Annotated in this window: 17 protein-coding genes; 9 read left to right on the top strand and 8 right to left on the bottom strand. The window is 72.2% G+C overall.

Features of this window, described 5'->3' with window-relative positions; genetic code table 11:
• The first annotated feature begins 1 nt into the window (after window position 1).
• From ACWAUO_RS08635 to ACWAUO_RS08625, 3 genes are read left to right on the top strand one after another with little or no spacing between them, the layout of a single operon-like run.
• Window positions 2-1,327, top strand: coding sequence for an ABC transporter substrate-binding protein (locus tag ACWAUO_RS08635; RefSeq protein WP_460774705.1), 1,326 nt, complete (start codon window positions 2-4; stop codon window positions 1,325-1,327).
• Window positions 1,320-2,258, top strand: coding sequence for a carbohydrate ABC transporter permease (locus ACWAUO_RS08630; RefSeq protein ID WP_460774704.1), 939 nt, complete (start codon window positions 1,320-1,322; stop codon window positions 2,256-2,258). The genes ACWAUO_RS08635 and ACWAUO_RS08630 overlap by 8 nt, the downstream gene beginning before the upstream one ends.
• A complete protein-coding gene (locus ACWAUO_RS08625; protein ID WP_460774703.1) occupies window positions 2,251-3,093 on the top strand; it encodes a carbohydrate ABC transporter permease in 843 nt (280 codons plus the stop codon). The genes ACWAUO_RS08630 and ACWAUO_RS08625 overlap by 8 nt, the downstream gene beginning before the upstream one ends.
• Window positions 3,094-3,314: 221 nt before the next feature.
• On the opposite strand, the gene ACWAUO_RS08620 is transcribed toward ACWAUO_RS08625, so the two are convergent.
• The 3 genes from ACWAUO_RS08620 to ACWAUO_RS08610 form a co-directional block, all read right to left on the bottom strand.
• A complete protein-coding gene (locus ACWAUO_RS08620; protein WP_460774701.1) occupies window positions 3,315-4,538 on the bottom strand; it encodes an IS256 family transposase in 1,224 nt (407 codons plus the stop codon).
• A gap of 509 nt (window positions 4,539-5,047) precedes the next feature.
• On the bottom strand, window positions 5,048-5,980 hold the full coding sequence (locus ACWAUO_RS08615; protein WP_460774699.1) for a DUF4436 family protein: 933 nt from the start codon (window positions 5,978-5,980) through the stop codon (window positions 5,048-5,050).
• Window positions 5,981-6,004: 24 nt separating this feature from the next.
• Entirely contained in the window at window positions 6,005-7,078 is a 1,074-nt protein-coding gene (locus tag ACWAUO_RS08610; protein ID WP_460774697.1) for a winged helix DNA-binding domain-containing protein, read from the bottom strand.
• Window positions 7,079-7,203: 125 nt separating this feature from the next.
• Between ACWAUO_RS08610 and ACWAUO_RS08605 the strand changes: the two genes are divergently transcribed.
• The 3 genes from ACWAUO_RS08605 to ACWAUO_RS08595 all read left to right on the top strand — a co-directional run bounded on the left by ACWAUO_RS08605 (window position 7,204) and on the right by ACWAUO_RS08595 (window position 10,950).
• On the top strand, window positions 7,204-9,219 hold the full coding sequence (locus ACWAUO_RS08605; RefSeq protein WP_460774696.1) for a primary-amine oxidase: 2,016 nt from the start codon (window positions 7,204-7,206) through the stop codon (window positions 9,217-9,219).
• Between the two features lie 83 nt (window positions 9,220-9,302).
• The gene (locus tag ACWAUO_RS08600) at window positions 9,303-9,896 is read left to right on the top strand and encodes a TetR/AcrR family transcriptional regulator (RefSeq protein ID WP_460774695.1); all 594 of its coding nucleotides are present in this window, start codon (window positions 9,303-9,305) and stop codon (window positions 9,894-9,896) included.
• Between the two features lie 100 nt (window positions 9,897-9,996).
• Window positions 9,997-10,950 (top strand): AraC-like ligand-binding domain-containing protein, encoded by a 954-nt coding sequence (locus ACWAUO_RS08595; protein WP_460774694.1) that lies wholly within the window; start codon window positions 9,997-9,999, stop codon window positions 10,948-10,950.
• Window positions 10,951-10,995: 45 nt separating this feature from the next.
• On the opposite strand, the gene ACWAUO_RS08590 is transcribed toward ACWAUO_RS08595, so the two are convergent.
• The 3 genes from ACWAUO_RS08590 to ACWAUO_RS08580 all read right to left on the bottom strand — a co-directional run bounded on the left by ACWAUO_RS08590 (window position 10,996) and on the right by ACWAUO_RS08580 (window position 15,726).
• Window positions 10,996-12,510 (bottom strand): APC family permease, encoded by a 1,515-nt coding sequence (locus ACWAUO_RS08590; RefSeq protein WP_460774692.1) that lies wholly within the window; start codon window positions 12,508-12,510, stop codon window positions 10,996-10,998.
• Between the two features lie 173 nt (window positions 12,511-12,683).
• On the bottom strand, window positions 12,684-14,108 hold the full coding sequence (locus tag ACWAUO_RS08585; protein WP_460774691.1) for an aldehyde dehydrogenase family protein: 1,425 nt from the start codon (window positions 14,106-14,108) through the stop codon (window positions 12,684-12,686).
• Window positions 14,109-14,253: 145 nt separating this feature from the next.
• Window positions 14,254-15,726 (bottom strand): NAD-dependent succinate-semialdehyde dehydrogenase, encoded by a 1,473-nt coding sequence (locus ACWAUO_RS08580; RefSeq protein ID WP_460774689.1) that lies wholly within the window; start codon window positions 15,724-15,726, stop codon window positions 14,254-14,256.
• A 299-nt stretch (window positions 15,727-16,025) separates the two neighbouring features.
• Here ACWAUO_RS08580 and ACWAUO_RS08575 point away from each other — a divergent pair, with 299 nt between their 5' ends.
• Window positions 16,026-17,675, top strand: a complete 1,650-nt coding sequence (locus tag ACWAUO_RS08575; protein WP_460774688.1) for a thiamine pyrophosphate-binding protein — start codon at window positions 16,026-16,028, stop codon at window positions 17,673-17,675.
• Between the two features lie 140 nt (window positions 17,676-17,815).
• On the opposite strand, the gene ACWAUO_RS08570 is transcribed toward ACWAUO_RS08575, so the two are convergent.
• Window positions 17,816-19,684 carry an FAD-binding monooxygenase gene (locus ACWAUO_RS08570; protein WP_460774686.1) on the bottom strand — a complete coding sequence of 623 codons (1,869 nt, stop codon included), beginning with the start codon at window positions 19,682-19,684 and terminating at the stop codon, window positions 17,816-17,818.
• 152 nt (window positions 19,685-19,836) lie between these two features.
• On the opposite strand from ACWAUO_RS08570, the gene ACWAUO_RS08565 reads away from it, so the two are divergent.
• Together ACWAUO_RS08565 and ACWAUO_RS08560 are read left to right on the top strand one after the other, a co-directional pair.
• Window positions 19,837-20,550, top strand: coding sequence for an IclR family transcriptional regulator (locus tag ACWAUO_RS08565; protein ID WP_460774684.1), 714 nt, complete (start codon window positions 19,837-19,839; stop codon window positions 20,548-20,550).
• Window positions 20,551-20,618: 68 nt separating this feature from the next.
• Window positions 20,619-21,026, top strand: a complete 408-nt coding sequence (locus ACWAUO_RS08560) for an HtaA domain-containing protein (RefSeq protein WP_460774683.1) — start codon at window positions 20,619-20,621, stop codon at window positions 21,024-21,026.
• A gap of 122 nt (window positions 21,027-21,148) precedes the next feature.
• Here the strand turns inward: ACWAUO_RS08560 and ACWAUO_RS08555 are convergent, their stop codons facing one another.
• Window positions 21,149-22,531, bottom strand: coding sequence for an MFS transporter (locus ACWAUO_RS08555; RefSeq protein ID WP_460774681.1), 1,383 nt, complete (start codon window positions 22,529-22,531; stop codon window positions 21,149-21,151).
• Window positions 22,532-22,646: the final 115 nt, after the last annotated feature.

Here is a 22,646-nt window from a genome sequence, read left to right as displayed (position 1 = left end):
CATGACCGCATCCGTCCCCGCCCCGCGCCGCCGGCGCCGGGCACTCGCCGCCGCATCCGCGGCCGCCGTCGCCGCGCTCGCCCTCACCTCCTGCGCAGGAGGTGCCGCCGGCGCAGGCGGCGACGAGGACCAGTCCCTGACCGTGCTGCTGATCACCTCGCACGAGGGCGCCGCCGACAAGCTCGCCGCCGACTACGAGGCGCTCACCGGCGTCCGGATCGACCCGGTCATCGTCCCCTACGACGAGATCGGCAACACGCTCGCGCTCGACCAGCAGTCCGGCGCGAACACGATCGACGTCGCCGCGCCCTGGTACGTCTCGATCGGCGACCTGGCCGCCGACGGCGCCATCCAGGACCTCACCGAGTGGATCGAGGAGGACCCGGAGATCGACCCCGAGGACTTCATCCCGTCGATCTACGACGCGTACACCGAGTACGACGGGAAGCGCTGGGGACTCCCGTTCGACGGCGACACGCACGTGCTCTTCTCGAACACCGAGATCCTGGCGCGGAACGGCATCACCGCCCCGCCGACCACGTGGGACGAGTACATCGAGCAGTCCGCCCTCATCACGACGAACGAGGGCGCGGACGGGGTCTACGGCAACGTGATCTTCGGGCAGAAGTCGCCGCTCATCCTGGGCGCGAGCTTCGCGAACCGCCTCGCCGGGTTCGGCGGCGAGTTCGTCGACGAGGACGGCAAGCCCGTCATCAACTCGCCCGAGGCGATCGCCGCGGCCCAGTCGCTCGCCGACGCGCTCGCCTCCGCCTACCCGACCCCGGCCGAGACCGCCTTCGGCGAGGGCAACTCCGCCTGGTACGCCAGCCACGCCGCGTTCATCGAGAACTGGACCGACCTGGGCGTCGGGTCGCAGATCAACCCCGACTCGACCGTGGTCGACCAGTGGCAGGTGACGCTCCTGCCCGTGGGCGGCGACAACACGCAGCCGCGCGCCTCGCTGGTCGCCGGCTTCACCTGGGTCGTGGCGGCCAACACCGAGAAGACCGAGCTCGCCCGCGACTTCATCAAGTGGGCGGCCTCCAGCCAGGTGAACGAGGACCTGCTCGTCGCCGACCCGCAGACCGGCATCGACCCGAACCGCGTGTCGTCGCTGGAGAGCGCGGCGTACGGCGAGAAGTACCCGGAGCTGCAGCAGGTGAACCGCGCCACCCTCGACGGAGCCCTCGCCTGGCCCACCGGTGAGAACGCGACGCAGGCCGCGGAGGTGCTCACCGACGAGCTGGCCAAGCTCGTCGCCGGCGAGGTCACCGCGAAGGAGGCCCTCGACGCCGCGCAGGCGCAGTGGGAGAAGCTCCTTGGCTGAGATCGCCCTGGCACGACCCCGCGCCGTGACCGTGGTGCGCCCGCGCCGACCCCACCGGGGGCCGGCGTGGGCGCACCGCCTGTTCGTGGCGCCGAGCGTGCTGGCGCTCATCGTGCTGGGGGTCTACCCGCTCGTCTTCATCGTCGCGGCGGCGTTCACCGACTCCTCGCTCGGCAAGCCGTTCCAGCGGTTCGTCGGGCTCGAGACCTTCGAGTCGGTGCTCGCCGACGCCGACATCACCGCATCCCTCTGGCGCTCCGTCGGCTACGCGCTCGGCGTCTCGGTCGCGAGCCTCGTGCTCGGGGTCGTCGCCGCCCTCGCACTGCAGGGCGCGGTGCGCAGCGGCTCGCTGGTGCGGACGCTCCTGCTCCTGCCGCTCATCACCCCGCCGGTCATCGTCGGCACACTGTGGAAGCTCATCTACAACCCCGGTGGCGGGCTGCTCGCGACCGTGCTCGGGTTCTTCGGTGCGCCGCGCGACGCGATCGCGCCGCTGTCGTCGACGACGTGGGCGCTCCCCGGGATCGCCCTGGCCGACGTGTGGGAGTGGACGCCGCTCATCGCGCTGCTCGTGTTCACGGCCCTGCTCGCACAGGACCCCGCCACGATCGAGGCGGCGCGCCTGGACGGCGCGCACGGCTGGCGCATGTTCCGCTCCATCACGCTGCCCGCGATCTCCGGGGTGGTCGCCGCGGCGTTCTTCATCCGCCTCGTGCTGTCGTTCAAGGTGTTCGACCTCATCTTCATGATGACCTCCGGCGGCCCCGGACAAGCGACCACCACGACGTCCTACGTGATCTACCAGGCGGCGCTGCGCGAGTTCGACGTGGGCAAGGCCGCGGTGATCACGCTGCTGCTCGCGGTCGTCGTCACCGTCGTCACCATCCCCGTCGTCGCCCTCACCCGGAAGCTGCAGGCGAACCATGACTGACACCGTCCGCATCCCCCGGCGCCGCCTCGACCACCGCGGCGCGCTCGCCACCACCGTGCTGGCGGTGCTGGTGCTGTTCTTCACCGTGCCGCTGCTGTACCTCCTCTCCGTCTCGCTCATGGGACGGAACGAGACCGGGCAGGGGGTGCTCGTGCCCGCGGTGCCGCAGTGGTCGAACTGGATCGACGTGCTCACCGGGTCGGATCTGCTGCGCGGCGTCGGCAACTCGCTCGTCGCGGCCCTCGGCGGCGCCGTGCTCACCCTCGCCCTGTCGCTGCCGGCGGCGTGGGCGATCACCCGGTACCGCACCGGCGGGAAGAGCCTGGCGGCGACCATCATGAGCCCGTGGCTGCTGCCGCCGATCGTCGCGGTCGTGCCCCTGTTCACGCTGCTGCGGATCCTCGGGCTGAACAACACCCTGCTGGGACTCACCCTCCTCTACGCGCTGGTGAACATCCCGGTCGCGATCTGGCTGCTGGAGGGGTTCGTCCGGCGGCTGCCGATCGAGATCGAGGAGGCCGCCAGGCTCGACGGCGCCGGGTCGTTCCGGCTGCTGTGGTCGGTCGTCACCCCGCTCGTGGCGCCGGCGCTCGCCGCGATCGGGATCATCGTCGCGGTGCTGAACTACAACGAGTTCCTGCTGGCGACGTTCCTCACCCAGAGCCCGGACGCGCAGACGCTGCCGGTCGTGCTCTCGATGTTCTACGGCGAGCGCACGCCGCACTACGGCAAGATCGCCGCCGCATCCGTCATCGGCGTGCTGCCGGTGTTCGCCGCGGCCGTGTTCTTCCAGCGGTGGCTCGTCGGCGGGCTCACGAACGGGGCGGTGCGCTGACCGCATCCGTCCGGCGTGGGCTGCGGTTGCGGGCTTGCGGCTCAGGTGGCAGCTCGCGCGGGAACACCCCCGCGGATGCCGCGACAACCGCCGCCCGAAGCGGTGCACACGGCGACAACCGCCACCTGAGCGGCGCGCGTTCGCAGCTCAGGTGACAGCTCGCGGGTGACGTCCCGCTGAGTGGTGGAGTTTCTCGACACCGTGCGGGTCAGTTGTCTTGATTATGCCGCGGTCAGTTCGGGGATGTTCACCTCCTTGGTGTCGGCGAGCAGCAGCGCCATGGAGTGCTCGGAGAAGTAGCGGCGGTCGGCGCCGTCCCATTCGTCGTGCTGCTCGATGAGGACGTGACCGGCCAGGCGCAGCAGCGCGGCGGGGTTGGGGAAGGTGCCGACCACGTCGGTGCGGCGTTTGATCTCCTTGTTCACCCGCTCCAGCGGGTTCGTGGACCAGATCTGCCGCCAGTGCTGCTGCGGGAAGCCGCAGAACGCGAGCAGGTCGTCTTTCGCGTCCTCGAGCATGTCCGCGATCTTCGGGTGCGACCGGCCCAGCATCCGGGTGACCTCGTGGAACTGGGTGAAGACATGCTCGGTGTCGGGCTGGGCGAAGATCGTGCGGATGATGGACGCGACCATCGGGCCGGCGGCCTTGGGGACGGCGGTGAGCACGTTCCGCATGAAATGCACCCGGCACCGCTGCCAGCTGGCGCCTTGGAACACGGTCTGAATCGCGGCGGTCAGCCCGGTGTGCGCGTCGGAGATGACCAGCTTCACCCCGCCCAGCCCGCGCGCCTTGAGCGACCGCAGGAACGTGGTCCAGAACGGCTGCGACTCCGTCTCCCCGACCTCGAAGCCGAGCACTTCGCGTCGCCCGTCCGCGGCGACCCCGACCGCGACCACCACGGCCTGGGACACCACCCGCCGGCCGACGCGGGCCTTGCAATAGGTCGCGTCGAGGAACAAATACGGGTAGGCGGTGTCCGCCAGCGGGCGGTCGCGGAATGCGGCGACGTCCTCGTCCAGGTGCGCGCAGATCCGCGACACCTCGGACTTCGAGATGCCGGCGTCCGCGCCAAGCGCTTTCACCAGGTCGTCGACCTTGCGGGTGCTCACGCCGTGGACATACGCCTCCATCACGACGGCGAACAGGGCCTGATCGACCCGGCGGCGGCGTTCCAGCAGCGACGGGAAGAACGACCCGGTGCGCAGCTTCGGGATCCGCAACTCCAGATCCCCGGCCGTCGTGCTGAGGGTTTTCGGGCGGCTGCCGTTGCGTTGCGTGGTCCGGTCCGGGGTGCGTTCGAACGGGGCGGCGCCGATGAACGCGGCCGCTTCCGCGTCGATCAGCTCCTGGTAGAGCGTTTCGGTCGCGACCCGGATCCGGTCGGACACGTCGGTGAGTTTCAGTTCCCCGAGCAGCTCGAGGAGGGCAGACTGGTCAAGAGCCATCGTGCGTTTGTGTCTTCCTGTTGAGATTCCTAGACAGTTCTCACTGACCATCGCACGATGGCTCACCAACGTCTACGACGCCGGCAACCCCATCGAAATCTCCACCACCACAGGGGACGTCACCCAGCTCGCGCGGGAACACCCCCGCGGATGCCGCAACAACCGCCACCCGAAGCGGCGCACACCGCGACAACCGCCACCCGAGCGGCGCGCATTCGCAGCTCAGGTGACAGCTCGCGCGGGAACACCCCCGCGGATGCCGCAACAACCGCCACCCGAAGCGACGCACACCGCGGCAACCGCCACCCGAGCGGCGCGCGTTCGCAGCTCAGGTGACAGCTCGCGCGGGAACACCCCCGCGGATGCCGCGACAACCGCCACCCGAAGCGACGCGCACGGCGGCAACCGCCACCCGAGCGGCGCGCGTCCGCAGCTCAGGTGACAGCTCGCGCGGGAACACCCCCGCGGATGCCGCAACAACCGCCACCCGAAGCGGTGCACACCGCAGGCTAGGCGGGCGGGTCGGATGCGGCGGGGGCCGGCGGGTCGGATGCGGCGGCGGCCGGAGCCGGGCCGTCGGGGCCGAGGCGCAACCACGCCGCGACGAACACGACGAGCCCGGCCACGAGCCCCGCGATCACCCACAGCACGATGAGGTAGTCGACCCAGGAGCCGATCGGCGGGTTGCCGGGCAGGAAGTTCCGGAGCGGGATCGTGGCGAACAGCATCGCGCCGATCCAGCTGAGCATGGTCGCCTCGACCTTCCGGCGCCCCCGGTACACCGTGATCGTCACGGTGAGCACGAGCACCGGCATGGCGACCATGAGGGTGAGCAGCACGATGCCGAACGCGACGGTCGAGCCCGACCGCACCGCGGTGAACACCACCCCGCGGAAGCCGTCGTCGAAGTCCTGCTCCACCGCCGAGACGTTCCAGCCGGGCACCCGCCCGTCGCCGACGAGGTAGGTGGGCACCGGCTCGGTCTCGCCGTCGCCGTCGAGGTCGGCGACCACGACGATGAGGGTGGGCACGGTGTAGACGTCGAACGGCCAGCGCTCGATGGCGCCCTCGGTCACGAGGGCGACCTCCTTCGGCGAGAGCACCTCCCCCGCCGCGACGTCGAGGGTGCGCGTGCCGTCGGCCCCGCTCACCACCACCGAGAACGCGAGGTCGGAGGCGAACGGCTCGTCGTCGCCGCCGAGGGGCCCGGACGCGACCGGCAGCACCTCGATCACCAGGCGGTTCCCGGCCGCGTCGATCCGCTCCGGCGACACCCGGAGCACCGCCGCGTCCGGCCCCGGCTGGGCGTCGTCCGGGATGTCGACCTGCCCGCTGGCGGCGTAGAGCGCGACCACGACGGCGTAGACCGCTGCGACGAGCACGACGCACAGGAGCACCACCGCGCGCGGGCGACGGATGCGGCGGGCGGGCGTCGTGCTCACGTGGTCAGTGTGGCAGACGACCCGTCAGCCCGCGACGAACGCGGCGTACCGGTCGAGTGCGGCGGTCACCGCCTCGTCGGGCACCTCGGCGGGGTCGAACACCTCGGCCGGTGCCGCACCCCGCGCGCCCAGCGCGCGGGAGTGGGTCCAACGGCCGACCACGACGCCGTCGGCGAGCACGATCGGGCTGACCATGCCGTTCGCCCCCGGCCCGACGACGCGCTGCCGGGCCGGGTCGCACACGCGGTCCCGGTCGATGCACGCGATGTAGTACTCGTCGAACGGGGGCAGCGCGATCACGGCGGGCGCGTCGGCCCGCGCCCGCGGCGTCGAGACCGACACGTAGCGCGGCTCCGGGTCGTCGCCGACGATCCGCACCCGGTCGCCCGCCCCCGCCGCGGCCTCCCGGCAGGCGGCGAGGGTGAGCCCGGACCACCACGCGAAGTCCCGCACGGTCGCGGGACCGTGCCCGTCGACGAACCGCGCGAACGCCTCGGCCGCCGGGTCGACGGGGATCGCCGCATCCGGGATCCAGTCCGCCGTCGCCACGAGGTACTGCTCCCGGGTCACGCCGCCGGCACGCGGCACGACGGGGCCGTGGCAGAGCACGCCCCGCCAGTGCAGCACCTGCAGGACGTGGATGCCGCGCTGCCCCGCGGTCGCGATGCCCGCGCCCTCCAGGAGCGCGGCGAACTCCGCGCGGGTCAGGCGTCCGCCCCCGCCCAGCGCCGCCACCGCGAGCCGCTCGGCGGCGCGGAACACGTCCTCGTCGAGTTCCAACTGCCGGAGCCTCCCGGCGGCCAGGCGGAACTGCCGCGCGGCAGTGAGCGCCAGCATCCAGCCGAGGTCCGCCGCGGCGAGCGTGTGGATGGTGCCCCGCTGCGTCCAGGAGCGCACGAGGGCACCGTCGTCGAAGGCGCGGTCGAGATCGCGGAGCGTCGGTGCGCCGCGGCTGCGGACGGCGAGCGCCCAGCGTCCGCCCCAGAACTCCTGCGACTGCACCGCCAACATGTGCCCTGCCGCCGCGACCGGATCGGCCGCCGGGGCCGTCAGCCGGTGCGCGCGCAGCCGGAGGGCCCGCAGGGCGACGTCGTCCACCCCGCCATCATGCGCCGGACGGCGGACATCCGCACGCACGGTGCGCACCGAGAGTCAGCCGTCGTGCACGGCCGGGCAAGCCCGGACGCCGGATGCCGCCCACACTGGACGGCAGGAGGATCCCAATGTCGCACCACCACGCCCCCCACGATCAGCCGCACGGCAACGCCGACCTCGCCGCCCCCGCCCCCGAGGCCCCCGCCGCGCACCCCCTCGACCCGATGACCGCGGAGGAGATCGCACGCACGCGCGAGATCCTCGTCGAAGCGGGCCTGCTCGGCGAGCGCGTCCGCGTGCCGATGCTGCTGCCGGACGAGCCGACGAAGGAGGAGCTCGCCGCCTGGCGGCCGGGCGCCCCGATCGACCGTCGCGCCGACGTCACCCTGCTGGAGACCACGACCGGCGCGGTCACCGAGGCGATCGTCTCGATCACCGACGGCCGCGTCGTCGCACAGCGCACGCACGCCGCGGGCGAGCACCCGTACGGTCAGCCGCAGTACCTCTTCGAGGAGTACGAGCGCGCGGCCGAGATCGTCAAGGCGTCCGAGGAGTGGCGGAACGCGATGACCCGGCGCGGCCTCGCCGACCGCATGGAGCTCGCGTTCTGCAGCCCGCTCGCCCCCGGCTTCGTCGGCCGCGCGAACGAGGTCGGCCGCCGCGTGATCCGCTCCCTCACGTTCCTCCGCGACAGCGAGGACGACATCGCCTGGGCGCACCCGGTCGAGGGGCTCATCGTGCACGTCGACCTGGTCGAGAACCGCGTCATCGGCATCGAGGACGACGGCGACGTGCCGGTGCCCGCCGGCAGCGGCAAGTACACCCCGGATGCGGTGGGCCCGGCCCGCACGAGCCTGAAGCCCATCGAGATCACGCAGCCCGAGGGGCCGAGCTTCCACGTCGACGGGTCGCACGTCGACTGGGAGGGCTGGTCGCTGCGGGTCGACTTCAACGCCCGCGAGGGCCTCGTGCTCCACGACGTGCGGTTCCAGGACCGCCCGGTGCTCAGCCGTGCCAGCATCCCGGAGATGGTCGTCCCCTACGGCGACACCACCCCCACCCGGTTCTGGATCAGCTACTTCGACGCCGGCGAGTACCTCCTCGGCAAGAACGCGAACCACCTCGAGCTCGGCTGCGACTGCCTCGGCGTGATCCGCTACTTCGACGGCCACGTCGCCGACGACCACGGCAACCCGGTGCGCATCCCCAACGCGGTGTGCATGCACGAGGAGGACTACGGCGTGCTGTGGAAGCACACCGAGCCCGGCCCCGTCGGCTCGCAGGTGCGGCGCTCCCGGCGTCTGGTGGTGTCGTACTTCTCCACCATCGGCAACTACGACTACGGCTTCTTCTGGTACTTCTACCTCGACGGGTCGATCCAGGTCGAGGCGAAGGCGACCGGCATCGTGTTCGTCGGCGGCGGCCACCCCGGCTCCACCAACCCGCACGCCCCCGAGATCGCGCCCGGCGTGTTCGCCCCGGTGCACCAGCACCTGTTCAGCGCCCGGCTCGACGTCGCGATCGACGGCGAGGACAACCGCCTCGTCGAGATCGACGCCGCCCGGATCCCCATGGGCGAGCGGAACCCGTTCGGCAACGCGTTCACGTGGACCGAGACGCCGCTGCGCACCGAGGCCGAGGCGCAGCGCGAGGCCGACACCTCGGTCGCCCGCGTGTGGGAGGTGCGCAGCGCCTCCAAGACGAACCACCTGGGCAAGCCGACCGCGTACCACCTCATCCCCGAGCCGACGGCGCTGCTCATGGCCGACCCCGCCTCGACCGTCGCCGCCCGTGCGGCGTTCGCGACCAAGCACCTGTGGGGCACCGCGTACGACCGCGACGAGCGCTGGCCGGCCGGCCGCTACCCGAACGCGCACGCCGGTGGTGCGGGCCTGCCCGCCTACACCGAGGACGACCGCTCGCTCGACGGCACCGACATCGTGCTCTGGCACACGTTCGGCCTCACCCACATCCCGCGCCCGGAGGACTGGCCGATCATGCCGGTCGACTACGCCGGCTTCTGGTTCAAGCCGTACGGGTTCCTCGACGTGAACCCGGCGATGGACGTGCCCGAGTCGAGCCAGGCGCACGCCGGGCAGGGCGGCGGATGCTGCGGCGGCGACACCTGCGCCTGCGGGCACTGAGCCCGCATCCGCTCGGTTAGTGTGGGGCGGCGCGACGGTCACCGTGCGCCGCCCCATCCCCGGACGACGGAAGGACCCGCCGCGTGCCACGACGTGTCGACCACGACGAGCGCCGAGCCGAGATCATCCGCGCCACCTGGCGCCTCATCGCCCGGCAGGGCATCGAGGCGACGACGATGCGCGAGATCGCCCGCGAGCTCGGCCAGGCGAACGGCGGGGTGGCGCACTACTTCCCCAACAAGCGGGCGGTGCTCACCGCCGCGTTCCAGCACGTCTTCCAGGCGACGAACGGCCGGTTCGAGAACGCGTCCGGGGCCGGCGACCTCCACGGCCTCGCGGCGCTGCGGGCCTTCCTCACCGAGATGCTGCCGCTGGACGAGGAGCGACTGCTCGAGGCGCGGATCGTCATCCCGTTCCTGGAGTACGCGGCGATGGAGCCCGACATGGCGGCGCTGTTCGCGGGGATGATGCGCGAGTGGCAGCAGCGGATCGGCGAGCTCGTCGCCGAGGCCGTCGAGCGCGACGAGGTGCGCACCGACCTCGACGTGCAGGCGGTGGCCGACGCCCTCCTCGACGCGATCACCGGCATGCAGGCGATCGGCGTGCTCCTGCCGGAGACCACGCGGCCCGAGCGGATGCTGGCGATGCGCGACGCCCTGCTGCGCATGCTCGACTGATCGGGTCGCGGATCGCCGCGGTACGGGGTACCATCGGACCAGTTTTCGTCCTCCAAGCGTAGAAAAACGATGGGGACGACGGGGTACGAGGAGGTCTCCCATGCCGCTCACCACCGCACCGGCCGGCGTGACGACGCTGCACGCGCCCGATCTCAGCACCTATCGGGCGGCGGTCAACGACTCGTTCGTGCCGCTGCACGTCACCAGCACGCACGCCGACCGGTTCTCCGGCGCACTGCGCGGCGCCGTGGCCGACGGCATCCACGTCTCCGAGGTGCGGGCCCGCGCCCACACCGTGGAACGCACGCCCGAGCTCATCGCGCGCGGCGACCGCCCGGCGTTCAAGGTGAGCGTCATGCTGGCCGGGACCGGGCTGCTCATCCAGGACGGCCGCGAGGCGGTGCTGCGCCCCGGCGACATGGCGCTCTACGACACGAGCCGCCCGTACACGCTCAGCTTCGACGAAGACCTCCGCACCATCGTCATGATGTTCCCGCACGACGCCCTCCCCCTCCCCGCCCGGTCGCTCGGCGGGATGACGGCGGTGCGGATCCCCGGCGACGCCGGGCTCGGTGCGCTCACCTCCCCCTTCCTCACCCGCCTCGGGCTGGGCCTCGAGGAGGTCGCCGGCGCCTGCGGCGGCCGGCTGACCCGCGCCGCACTCGACCTCCTCGCCACCGTGTACACGCACGAGCTGGGCCTCGACGACGCGTCCGCCGCGGACCCGCGGCTGGCGCTGCTCGCCCGGATCCGGGCGTACATCGACGAGCACCTGGCGTCGCCGGCGCTCACCCCGGGGACGATCGCCGCCGCCCACTTCATCTCGACCCGGCACCTGCACAGCCTGTTCCACGCCGAGGGCACGACGGTCTCCACCGTGATCCGGCGGCGGCGGCTCGAGGCGTGCCGGCGGGCACTGCGCGATCCGCGCGACGCCGACGTCCCCGTCGCCGTGGTGGGCGCCCGCTGGGGGTTCCCCGACGCCGCACACTTCAGCCGCACCTTCAAGGCCGCCTTCGGGGTCTCCCCGAGCGAGTACCGCGGCGGCCGGTGAGGTGCGGAAGGGGCGGCCCGGCCGGCCGCCCCCTCCGCTGCGCGGTCAGACCCCGACCGGCTCGGCACCCAGGTGCGGCGCCGCGTCCGCGTCGGCGCCGTGACCGATGCGGCGATAGACGTCGGGACGCGCCGAACGCAGCCACAGCGCCCACAGCACCGCCAGGGCGGACGGGACCAGGAGCACGGCGGGCAGGATGAACGTCGTGGGGGTGGACTCGGCCTGGCCGAGCAGCACGTCCCAGTTCACGAGGATGAGCACCCACACGGTGCCGAGGGCGACGGTGGCCACGATCGGGGCGACCAGCCGCGACCCGGCGCCCACGCCGTGGCGGTTCCGGGCGAAGTAGCCGATGACCGCGACCGAGGCGAGCACCATCAGCAGCACGAGCCCGAAGGCGCCGAGGTTCGTCAGCCAGGTGAACAGGGTCAGCACCTCGTACGGACCGTCCTGCGGGTTCCAGCCCGTCTCCCCGATCGCGAAGAACACGATGACGACCACCGCGAGCGCGGTCTGCGCGACGGACCCCGCCCAGGGCGCGCCGCTCGTGCGGCGGACGCCCGCGAGGGCACGCGGCAGCATCCCCTCCCGGCCGAGCGAGAACGCGTACCGCGCGACCGCGTTGTGGAAGCTCACGAGCGCGGCGAACAGGCTCGTGATGAACAGCACCGACGTGATGTCGACCCAGATCACGCCCAGGTGCTCGGCGATGACGTTGAAGAACAGGGGCGGTCCGGCCTCCTCGGCGCCGATCCCGGCCGGGTCGGCGATCTTGTCCGTTCCGACGGCCAGGACGAGCGCCCAGGAGGAGATCGCGTAGAAGACGCCGATGACGACGACGGCGAGGAACGTCGCCCGCGGGATCGTGCGGCGCGGGTCCTTCGCCTCCTCACCGTAGATCGCGGCGGACTCGAACCCCATGAACGCGGCGACACCGAAGGACAGCACGGCGCCGATGCCCGGGACGAACAGTGCGGCGGGGGTCAGCGGCTCCACGGTGACGCCCTCGGCCGGGTTCGCGAGGGCCACGACGTCGAACACGATCACCGCGAGGAACTCGAGCGCGACGAGCGTGCCGAGGATCTTCGCGGACAGGTCGACCCGGTTCACCCCGAGCAGGCCCACCACCGCGATGCACACGAGCACCCACACCCACCACGGGATCGTCACGCCCGTCTTCTCGGCGACGAAGGTGGTGACCTGGAACCCCAGCATCCCGTAGATGCCGATCTGCATGGCGTTGTACGCGATGAGCGCGAGCACCGCCGCGCCCACGCCCGCGGGCCGCCCGATGCCCTGCGCGATGTAGGCGTAGAACGCCCCCGCGTTGGTGATGAACCGGCTCATCGCGGTGTACCCGATCGCGAACAGCGCGAGGATGATGGCGAGCACCACGTAGCCGAAGGGCACGCCCGTCACGTGGGTGACCGCGAGCGAGCTGGTGACGCCGCCGGCGACGACGGTGAGCGGCGCGGATGCCGCGATGATGAGGAAGGCGACGGCGAGGACGCCCAGGCGCCGGTGCGCGTCGGTGCGCCCGGCTGGTCCGGTGTGACTCATGGTGACTCTCCTTCGGGTCGGCGTGACGCACTCGGGCGCCCGGTTCATGGTCCCGCCCGCGAGGGACGCGGCATTGCCCCGGCGCGCATGCCGGTTGCCCGGGAGCGCACACCGCGCGCCCACGGAACAGGCCCGCCCCGCACAGCGGGACGGGCCTGGGACCTGCGACGAGGTCAGCCGTTGATGATCTGCGGCACCGCGAGGCCCTTCAGCCCCTCGACGCCGAACTCGAGCCCGTATCCGGAGCCCTTGACCCCGCCGAACGGGATCCGCGGGTCGATGCCGCCGTGCGAGTTGATCCACACCGTGCCGGCCTGGATGCGGGCGGCCACCGCGCGCGCCTCGTCGCGGTCGCCCCACACCGAGGCGCCGAGGCCCACGTCGAGCGCGTTCGCGCTCGCGATGGCGTCCTCGACGTCGCGGTACTTCACGATGGGCAGGACCGGTCCGAACTGCTCCTCGTCGACGATCGCGATCCCGTCGGTCACGTCGGTCACGAGCGTCGCCGGGTAGAAGAGCTCTCCGAGGCCGGTGGCGGGCGACCCGCCGGTGACGATGGTGGCGCCGTTCGCCTTCGCGTCCTCGACCAGCCGGTGGACGATGTCGAACTGCTGCCGGTTCTGGAGCGGCCCCAGCACGTTCTGTTCGTCCAGGCCCACACCCATGGGGGTCTGCTCGACGACGGCCTTCAGCGCCGCGACGACCTCGTCATGGATCGACTCGTGCACGTACAGGCGCTTGAGTGCGGCGCACGTCTGACCGGTGTTGATGAACGCGCCCCAGAACAGGTCCTGGGCGATCGCGGCCGGGTCGGCGCCGGGCAGCACGATGCCGGCGTCGTTGCCGCCGAGCTCGAGGGTGAGGCGGGCGAGGTTGCCGGCGGAGCTCTCGATGATCTTGCGTCCGGTGGCGGTGGAGCCGGTGAACATGATCTTGTCGACGTCGGGGTGGGCGGCCAGGCGCGCGCCGACCTCACGGCCGCCGGAGACGCCGATGAGGACGTCGGCGGGCAGCACGTCGTTCAGCACCGACAGCAGCGCGAGCACGCTCAGCGGGGTGTACTCCGACGGCTTCACGACGGCCGTGTTGCCCATCCGCAGGGCCGGGGCGATCTGCCAGATCGTGATCATGAGCGGCCAGTTCCACGGGCCGATCGCGCCGACCACGCCGATGGCGCGGTAGTGCAGCTCGGCGCGGGTCTGCCCGTCGTCGACGATCACCTGCGGCTCGAGCGGGGTGGATGCGGCCGCGCGCAGCCAGGCGGCGGCGCCGCCGAGCTCGAAGCGCGCGTTCGGGCCGTTCAGGGGCTTGCCCTGCTCGCGGGAGAGGAGCCGCGCGAGCGCCTCGGCGTTCGCGTCGATCGCGTCGGCGGCCTGCAGCAGGAGCTCGATGCGGCGCTCGTGGCCGAGCGCGTCCCAGGCCGGCTGCGCGGCCTTGGCGCGCGCGATCGCGTCGTCGAGGTCGGCGACGGACTGCTCCGGCGCGCGCCCGATCGTCACGCGGGTCGCGGCGTCCGGGATCTCCCGGCCCGCGCCTTCCGGCGCCTGCACACGGGCGAGCAGCGCCTGCTCCTCCGGGGTGAACGATGCATCCGTCATGGGTGTCTCCTTCTGCGCGCGCGGCGTCCTTCGTCGCGCACGGACGTGCCCATTCTGCGGACGCGTCCGCGGGCGGGCTTGTCGCGCAGTGCGCGGTGCATGCCCGCCCGCGAACGGTTCGGTGCGGTGCCCTCCCCGGTCCCGCTCAGGCGAACGGGTTCGGCGTGAGCGTGTACTTCGTCTGCAGGTACTCGTGGATGCCTTCGGCGCCGCCCTCACGGCCGAGACCGGAGAGCTTCCAGCCGCCGAACGGGGCGGCGGCGTTGGAGACGACGCCGACGTTCAGGCCCATCATCCCCGTCTCGAGGCGCTCGATCATCCGCTGCCCGCGCGCGAGGTTCTCGGTGTAGACGTACGAGACGAGGCCGTACTCGGTGGCGTTGGCGAGCTCGACCGCCTCGTCCTCGGTGTCGAACGGGACGACCGCGAGCACCGGACCGAAGATCTCCTCACGGAGGATCTCGCTGCCGGCGGGGACGTCGGTGATGACGGTCGGCTCGAAGAACGAACCCGCGCCGTCGATCGGCTTGCCGCCCGCCCGGAGGGTCGCACCGCGCTCCAGCGCGTCGTCGACGAGCTCCTTCGCCTTGGCGACCGCGCGGTCGTCGATGAGGGCGCCGATCGTGACGTCCTCCTCGGTGCCGCGGCCGATCTTGAAGCCGTTCACGCGCTCGGTGACCCGGCGGGCGAACTCGTCGGCGACCGAACGGTGCACGATGAACCGGTTCGCCGCCGTGCACGCCTGGCCGATGTTGCGGAACTTCGCGGCGATCGCGCCGTCGACGGCCTTGTCCAGGTCGCCGTCGTCGAACACCACGAACGGGGCGTTGCCGCCGAGCTCCATGGAGGTGCGCAGCACCCCGTCGGCGGCCTGCTTCAGCAGCGCCTGGCCCACCGGGGTGGACCCGGTGAAGGAGAGCTTGCGCAGCCGCGGGTCGCGGATGATCGCCTCGGAGACGGGGCCCGTCTGCTTCGTCGTGATGACGTTGACGACGCCGTCGGGGAGCCCGGCGTCCTGCAGCAGCTTGACGAAGTACAGGGTCGTCAGCGGGGTCAGGGTGGCGGGCTTGACCACGACCGTGCAGCCGGCGGCGAGGGCGGGCGCGATCTTGCGGGTGGCCATCGCGAGCGGGAAGTTCCACGGGGTGATGAGGAAGCAGGGGCCGACCGGATGCTGCGTGACGATCATGCGCCCGGTGCCCTCGGGGTTCGCGCCGTAGCGTCCCTGCACGTGCGCGGCCTCCTCGCTGAACCAGCGGAGGAACTCGCCGCCGTAGGCGACCTCACCGCGGGCCTCGGCGATCGGCTTGCCCATCTCGATCGACATGAGGAGCGCGAACTCCTCCTTGCGCTCCTGCAGCAGGTCGAAGGCGCGGCGCAGCAGCTCGGCGCGCTCGCGCACCGGCGTCGCGGCCCACGACGGGAACGTGTCCGCCGCGGCGTCCATCGCCGCCTTGCCGTCGGCGACCGTCGCGCTCGCGATCGTCTTGATCGTCTCGCCGGTCGCGGGGTCCTGCACGGTCAGCGTCGCGCCGTCCTCGGCGGCACGCCACCGCCCGCCGATGAACAGGCCCTCGGGCACGTTCGCCAGCAGGTCGCTCTCGCGGTTGTCAGTCACTGGGACTCCCTCGTCGTCATGGGATGCAGCCGCATCCGCTCCATCCAGATCGTATATGATCCTTGGCCGGTCCGCATTCATTCTCATCCCGCCGCCGCGACCTGTCACCCTCCGCCCCGGCGACCCGGGCCCCTGCGACCGGACGTCACGGACACCGCCCCGCGTGGTCGTATACTCACTTCCGTCCGGCGCACGTCCCCCGCGTCGGTGCTCGAAAAATGGGCACGCAGCCGTCCTGACGGACGCGCGAGACACATACGGTCTCAACCTCCGTTCCCGTCTCGAAAGGCTGCTTCGCCATGCCCACCGTCTCCGCCCACGTCGCCCGCACCCTCGCCCGCCACATCGACCACGTCTTCGGCGTGATGGGCAACGGCAACGCGTACTTCCTCGACGCGCTCGAGCGCGACACCGACGCGACCTACACCGCGGTCCGCCACGAGGCGGGCGCCGTCGTCGCGGCCGACGCGCACCACCGCGCCTCCGGACGGATCGCCGCCGCGACCGCGACCTACGGCGCCGGGTTCACGAACACCATCACCGCCCTCGCCGAGGCCGTGCAGGCCAAGGTGCCGCTCCTGCTCGTGGTCGGCGACGAGCCCACCTCGGGCCCGCGCCCGTGGGACGTGGAGCAGATCTCGCTCGCCGCCGCGGTCGGCGCCCGCACCTACACGGTGGGCCGCACGGACGCGGCCGCCACCACCGTCATCGCGATCGAGCACGCCCTCGCGTATCGCGTGCCGGCCGTGCTGGCGATCCCCTACGACGTCGCGAAGCTCGAGGCAGGCCCGGTGCCGACGCCACCGGCCCCCGTGCTGCCCGCCCCCGTCGCACCCAGCCCGTTCGGCGCGGAGGCGATCCGCCGCCTCGCGCGCACCCTCGCCGGCGCGGAGCGGCCGTTCCTGCTCGCCGGCCGCGGCGCCTGGCTGGCCGGCGCCGGTGCGGCGCTCGGCGCCCTCGCGGACGCGACCGGCGCGGTGACGGCGACCACCGCCCTCGGCCGGAACCTCTTCCCCCGCCCCGAGTTCGACCTCGGCGTGACCGGCGGCTTCGGCGCGGAGCGGGCCATGGAGCTCGTCCGCGAGGCCGACATCGCCGTCGTCTTCGGCGCCTCGCTCAACCAGTTCACGATGCGCTTCGGCGAGCTCTTCTCGCCCGAGACGCAGGTCGTGCAGGTCGACGTGGCGCCCGCCGCCACGCATCCGCACGTGGGCCGGTACGTCCGCGGCGACGCGGCCGTGGTCGCGGCATCCCTCGTCGAGGAGCTGCGGACGCTCGGCGCGGCCCCGAGCGGCTGGCGCGAGTCGATCGAGATCGCGCCGCTGCGCGCGTACGACTCCGCGGAGGAGTTCGCCGCGGACGGCCGGCTCGACCCGCGGGCCGCGGCGCGCCGGATCGCCGAGCTGCTGCCGGAGGACCGCGTCGTCGTCTCCGACGGCGGGCACTTCATCGGCTGGGCGAACATGTACTGGCCGGTGGCCTCCCCCGACCGGATGCTCATGATCGGCACCGCGTACCAGTCGATCGGGCTCGGGTTCCCGAGCGTGCCCGGCGCCGCGGTCGCGCGCCCGGAGTCGACGATCGTGCTCACCACGGGCGACGGCGGCGGACTCATGGCGCTCGCGGACCTCGAGTCGGCCGTGCGGGTCGCCGGCGGCCGCGGGCTCGCCGTGGTGTGGAACGACGGCGCGTACAGCGCCGAGGTCAACCTCTACGGCCTGTTCGGGCTCGCGCAGGAGCCGATGCGGATCCCCACGGTGGACTTCGCAGGGCTCGCCGCCGCGGTGGGCGCCGAAGGCGTCGTGGTGGAGCGGCTCGCCGACCTCGACCGGCTCGCCACCTGGGCCGAGACCCCGGCCGACGAGCGCCCGTTCCTGCTGCTCGACCTGCGCGTGTCGGGCGAGGTCATCGCGCCGTACCAGCACGAGGTCATCCGCGTGAACTCCTGACGGCCGAGTCTGCACGTGCAGAACTCAGGACGGATCGACCGGCACCCCCCGCGATCCGCGCCGATGGGGGCGAGCCCCTCGGATGTCCTGAGTTCTGCACACGGGCGGATGCGGCGGCCGGCCGCATCCGCCCGTCCGGGTCAGGCCGGCAGCATGTGCTGCCGGAAGAACGCGGCGAGCTCGGCGGTCGCCGACAGCGGCAGCACGTGCGCGACGTACTGGTCGGGACGGACGACGACGACGGCGCCGTCGCGGGAGATCCCGCGCTCGTCGAAGATGTCGGTCTGCGGGTCGACGGCGTAGACCTTCTCGTAGTCGATGAGGCCGAACGGGCCCACACGCGGGAGGAACACCGGCGGCACCTCGCCGAGTTCGATCCCGGTGTACTCCTGCTGGAACACGGCCTTCACGTCGAACACCGCGTCGAGGTCGGCGTCCGCGGGCGTGTGGGCGCGCAGCGGCGAGTCGGCGCCCTCCAGCATCCAGTCCGCCCACGCCCGCAGCGCGGTGCGATCGGCGTCGGCGAACGCGTAGACCCGCCAGCGGCCGTCGGCGCGCGCGTGGTGCCCGAGATGGGCGGGCACCGTGTCGGCGACGCGGACGACCGGCGCCGACTTGAAGCGCTTGCCGATCGGGTATCCACCGGCGAGCGCCTGGTGCTCGTCGGTGCCGACGATCATCGACGGCGTGTAGCGGGTCATGAAGCCGGCGGGGAACTCGGCGGTGCGGGTGTAGAACTCGGCGACCTCGGCGGGGCTGGAGAACTCCTCCGGGTTCTTCGCCATGAGGCTCGACCACTCCCGGTCGAAGTCGATGAGGTCCTGCGCGACCACCTGGCGCTCGGCCGAGTACGTCGCCAGCAGGGATGCGGGGGCGCGGCCGGTGAGCACCGAGCCGAGCTTCCAGCCGAGGTTGAAGCCGTCCTGCATGGAGACGTTCATGCCCTGCCCGGCCTTCGCGGAGTGGGTGTGGCAGGCGTCGCCGCAGATGAACACGTGCGGGTCGCGGTCCTCGCCCGGGTCGACGTCGTCGAACTTGTCGGTCACCCGGTGGCCGACCTCGTAGACGCTCCACCACGCGACGTCCTTCACGTCGAGCGTGTACGGCGAGAGGATGTCGTTCGCCGTGGCGATGATGTCGGCGAGCGGGGTCTTGCGGACCGCCCCGTCGTCGCCGTCGGGCACCTCGCCGAGGTCGACGTAGAAGCGCACGAGGAACCCGCCCTCCCGCGGGATGAGCAGGATGCTGCCGGCGCTGGAGGAGATCGCGCTCTTGATCCGCACGTCGGGGAAGTCGGTCACCGCGAGCACGTCCATGACGCCCCAGGCGTGCTTGGCCTGCGCGCCGACGTGCTTGCGGCCGATTGCGCGGCGCACGCCACTGCGGGCGCCGTCGCAGCCGACGACGTACTTCGCGCGGATCGTCCGCTCCTGCCCGGCACGCGCGCCTGCCGTGTACCGGACCGTCGCCCGCACCGGGTACTCCCCGACCTCGTCGACCTCGAGCGTGACGAACTCGACGCCGTAGTCGGGGGCGATCCGCGCCGGGGAGGTCGCGGCGACCTCGGCGAAGTAGTCGAGCACGCGGGCCTGGTTCACGACGAGGTGCGGGAACTCGCTCACGCCGGCGGGGTCGTCGTCGGCGCGTGCGGCGCGGACGATGCGCTCGGGATGCTCGGGGTCGGGCGCCCAGAAGTTCATGTGGCTGATGCGGTAGGCCTCCGCGATGATCCGCTCCGCGAAGCCGAACGCCTGGAACGTCTCGACCGTGCGGCACTGGATGCCGTCGGCCTGGCCGATCTCGAGTCGGCCCTCGCGCTTCTCGATGAGCCGGGTGGTGATGCTCGGGTACTGCGACAGCTGGGCGGCCAGCAGCATGCCCGCGGGACCGGAGCCGACGATGAGCACGTCGAGCTCGTCCGGGAGGTCGGTGGGACGGGCGAGCCCGGTGCCCGCGGCGGGGCGGATGCGCGGGTCGGTGGAGACGTATCCGTGGTGGTGGAACTGCATCGGCGTCGATCCTTCCCCCGGCGGCGGCGCCGAGGTCTTGCGGCGGAACACAGCGTGTTCTATATTCGAACACGCTGTTCTACTATGGAACAGATCGTATACGACCGCCGCGCGGGCGGCAAGACCGTGCGCGCGCACGACGAGGAGTGCCGATGAGCGCTGGACCGACGGCGAAGGGCTCCGGATCGCAGACGCTGAGCCGTGGCATCCGAATCCTCGAGGTGCTCGCGGAGGCGCGCGAACCCCTGGCCATCGACGAGATCGCCCGCCGGCTCGACGTGCACCGGTCGATCGCCTATCGACTCCTGCGCACGCTCGAGGACCACGCGCTCGTCCTCCGTGATGCGACGGGACGCGTGGGCCTCGGCCCGCGGATGGCCGCGCTCGCCTCCGCCGTGGCCGCCGACCTGCAGTCCGCCGCGATGCCCGAGCTCGGCGCCGTCGCGGACGAGCTCGGGATGACGTGCTTCCTCGGCGTGCTCGACCGCGACGAGTGCATCACGCTGGCGAGCGTGGAGCCGCGGCACAACGTCGCGTCCGTCGCGCAGCGGGCGGGCGCGCGGCATCCGGTCACCGTGGGCGCGGCGGGCAAGGCCATCCTCGCGTGCACCCCGCCGGAGCAGTGGCCGGCGGAGGTGTCCGAGCGGCTCCGCGCCGAGCTCGCCGAGGTCGCCGTGCGCGGCTATGCGACGAGCCGCGACGAGGTGCTGCCCACCGTGCAGGCCGTCTCGGTGCCCCTCCCCCTCCGCGGGCGGCGGCCCGCATCGCTGACCGTCGTGCACCTCGCGAGCCCGGACGACCCGGCGACGATCGCCTCCCGGCTGCAGCGCGCCGTGGCGGCGGTCCGCGCGGCCGTCGAGGGCTGAGCGGGCGCCCCGGCGCCGGTACCCTGGACCGGCGGCGCACCCGGGCGCCCGATGACGAGAGGATGCGGATGAGCACGCTGGTGTGGGGGGTCAAGGCGTCGCTGCTCGCGTACGTGCGCGGCATGGGCGGCGGTGCGGTGGAGACCACGGGTGTCGTGAAGGAGCCCTCCGGGTTCGCGTTCCCTGGCACCGACGGGGACGGCCACACCTTCAGCGGCTCGGTGCGGCTCACCGCGCACGGCGGCATCATGGACGTCACCCTCGCCGACCCGGCGATCGTCCCCGACGGCGAGCACTGGCAGCTCACCGTCGCCCACGGCGACGGACGCCTCGCCGTGGCCGCGATCGACGCGCTCACCGACCGGGACGGGTTCCTCGTGGCATCCGGCACCGTCATGACCGCCGAGGGCGCGAACCTCTTCGCGGGCCCCTACGGACCGGGGACGCCGCTCGACGACCCCTTCATCCGCGACTGAATCCAGTTGCCTCAGATGTACGCGAAACCCCGGTTTCGGCGTACATCTGAGGCAACTCGACCGAGCGGACGACGAGGGCGCCGCATCCATGACGGATGCGGCGCCCTCTCGTGTGCGGCGGGTCAGGCCTTGGAGAGTCCGTAGATCGGGCTCTTCGCCTGCTCCTCCTCGTGGTCGGGGCCGAGCGGGATGCCGGGCCGGTCGCGCAGCAGCAGCGTCGCGACGAGGCCGATGGCGGTCATGCCGAGCAGGTACCAGGTGACCGAGGCGGTCGTGCCGGTGGCCTGGACGAGGCCCTGCGCGATCGTCGGCGCGAACGCACCACCGAGGATGGCGCCGATCGCGTACGAGATCGAGACGCCGGAGAACCGGATGGAGGCCGGGAACAGCTCGGTGTACAGCGCCGCCTGCGGACCGTAGGTGAAGCCGGTGCCGAGCGTCAGGAGCGCGAGGCCCAGGAAGAGCAGCCACACGTTGCCGGTGTTCACGAGCGGGAAGAGCGCGAGCACGCCGACGCCCTGGAGCACCCAACCGATGATGTAGGTGTTGCGGCGGCCGATCTTGTCGCTCGCGACGCCCGAGAGCCACGTGAAGACCAGCCAGGTGACGGCGGAACCGGTGACGGCCAGCAGGACGGGACCGCGCTCGAGGCCGACGGCACCGGCCGGGTCGGTCGCGTAGTTCTGGATATAGCCGCCCGTGGTCATGTAGCCCACGGCGTTGTTGCCGGCGAACACGAGCGCGGCGATGATCACGAGCAGCGCGTGCTTGCGGAAGACCCGGGCGAGCGGGGCCTTGGTCGTCTCCTTGCGCTCGGCGAGCTCGGCGAACACCGGGCTCTCCTCGACGTTCCGGCGGATGTAGTAGCCGATGATGATCAGCACGAACGAGAGCAGGAACGGGATGCGCCAGCCCCACTCGAGGAACGCGTCGCCGGGAGCGACGACCGACATGAGCGCCATCATGCCCGACGCGAGCAGCAGGCCGAGCGGCACGCCGATCTGCGGCGAGGCGCCGAACGCGCCGCGCTTGGTCTTGGGGGCGTGCTCGACGGCCATGAGGACCGCGCCGCCCCACTCGCCACCGGCCGAGATGCCCTGCAGCACGCGGAGGAAGATGAGCAGGATCGGCGCCGCGATGCCGATCGCCGCGTATGTCGGCAGCACGCCGACGAGCGTGGTCGCCGCGCCCATGAGGATGAGCGTGATCATGAGGACCAGGCGGCGGCCGTACTTGTCGCCGAGGTGGCCGGCGAGGAACGCGCCGAGCGGACGGAACAGGAAGCTGATGCCCACCGTGATGAACGACAGGATCTGCGCGAACTGCTCACCGGCGGGGGCGAAGAAGAGCGTGCCGAAGACGAGTCCGGCTGCGGAGGCGTAGACGAAGAAGTCGTACCACTCCACGGTGGTGCCGACCACCGTGGCGAAGACGACACGGCGCCGGTCGGCGGCGGACGAGATGGTTCCGGTCGGCGTGAAGCCGGACGGGGAGGATGCGCTCATGCGCGGGGACTCCTTTGTCGGGGTGTTCGATTTCGGGTCGGCGAGCCGCACCGGCCGCCTGGTGGGCGGGGGTCCTGAAGGCGGGTCCTGGGGGGAGGAACGGGCGCGCTGCCGC

It is taken from the genome of Microbacterium sp. GXF7504, from assembly GCF_054798235.1.
The sequence above is the reverse complement of the archived record's forward strand: the minus strand, read 5'-3'. Positions and strand labels throughout refer to the sequence as shown.

What these genes read in the sequence shown, in the direction of transcription:
- ACWAUO_RS08635 (WP_460774705.1), top strand. Translation starts at nt 2, where the DNA reads ATGACCGCATCCGTCCCCGCCCCGCGCCGCCGGCGCCGGGCACTCGCC.
- ACWAUO_RS08625 (WP_460774703.1), top strand. Translation starts at nt 2,251, where the DNA reads ATGACTGACACCGTCCGCATCCCCCGGCGCCGCCTCGACCACCGCGGC.
- ACWAUO_RS08620 (WP_460774701.1), bottom strand. Translation starts at nt 4,538, where the DNA reads ATGGCTCTTGACCAGTCTGCCCTCCTCGAGCTGCTCGGGGAACTGAAA.
- ACWAUO_RS08605 (WP_460774696.1), top strand. Translation starts at nt 7,204, where the DNA reads ATGTCGCACCACCACGCCCCCCACGATCAGCCGCACGGCAACGCCGAC.
- ACWAUO_RS08595 (WP_460774694.1), top strand. Translation starts at nt 9,997, where the DNA reads ATGCCGCTCACCACCGCACCGGCCGGCGTGACGACGCTGCACGCGCCC.
- ACWAUO_RS08590 (WP_460774692.1), bottom strand. Translation starts at nt 12,510, where the DNA reads ATGAGTCACACCGGACCAGCCGGGCGCACCGACGCGCACCGGCGCCTG.
- ACWAUO_RS08585 (WP_460774691.1), bottom strand. Translation starts at nt 14,108, where the DNA reads ATGACGGATGCATCGTTCACCCCGGAGGAGCAGGCGCTGCTCGCCCGT.
- ACWAUO_RS08575 (WP_460774688.1), top strand. Translation starts at nt 16,026, where the DNA reads ATGCCCACCGTCTCCGCCCACGTCGCCCGCACCCTCGCCCGCCACATC.
- ACWAUO_RS08570 (WP_460774686.1), bottom strand. Translation starts at nt 19,684, where the DNA reads ATGCAGTTCCACCACCACGGATACGTCTCCACCGACCCGCGCATCCGC.
- ACWAUO_RS08565 (WP_460774684.1), top strand. Translation starts at nt 19,837, where the DNA reads ATGAGCGCTGGACCGACGGCGAAGGGCTCCGGATCGCAGACGCTGAGC.
- ACWAUO_RS08560 (WP_460774683.1), top strand. Translation starts at nt 20,619, where the DNA reads ATGAGCACGCTGGTGTGGGGGGTCAAGGCGTCGCTGCTCGCGTACGTG.
- ACWAUO_RS08555 (WP_460774681.1), bottom strand. Translation starts at nt 22,531, where the DNA reads ATGAGCGCATCCTCCCCGTCCGGCTTCACGCCGACCGGAACCATCTCG.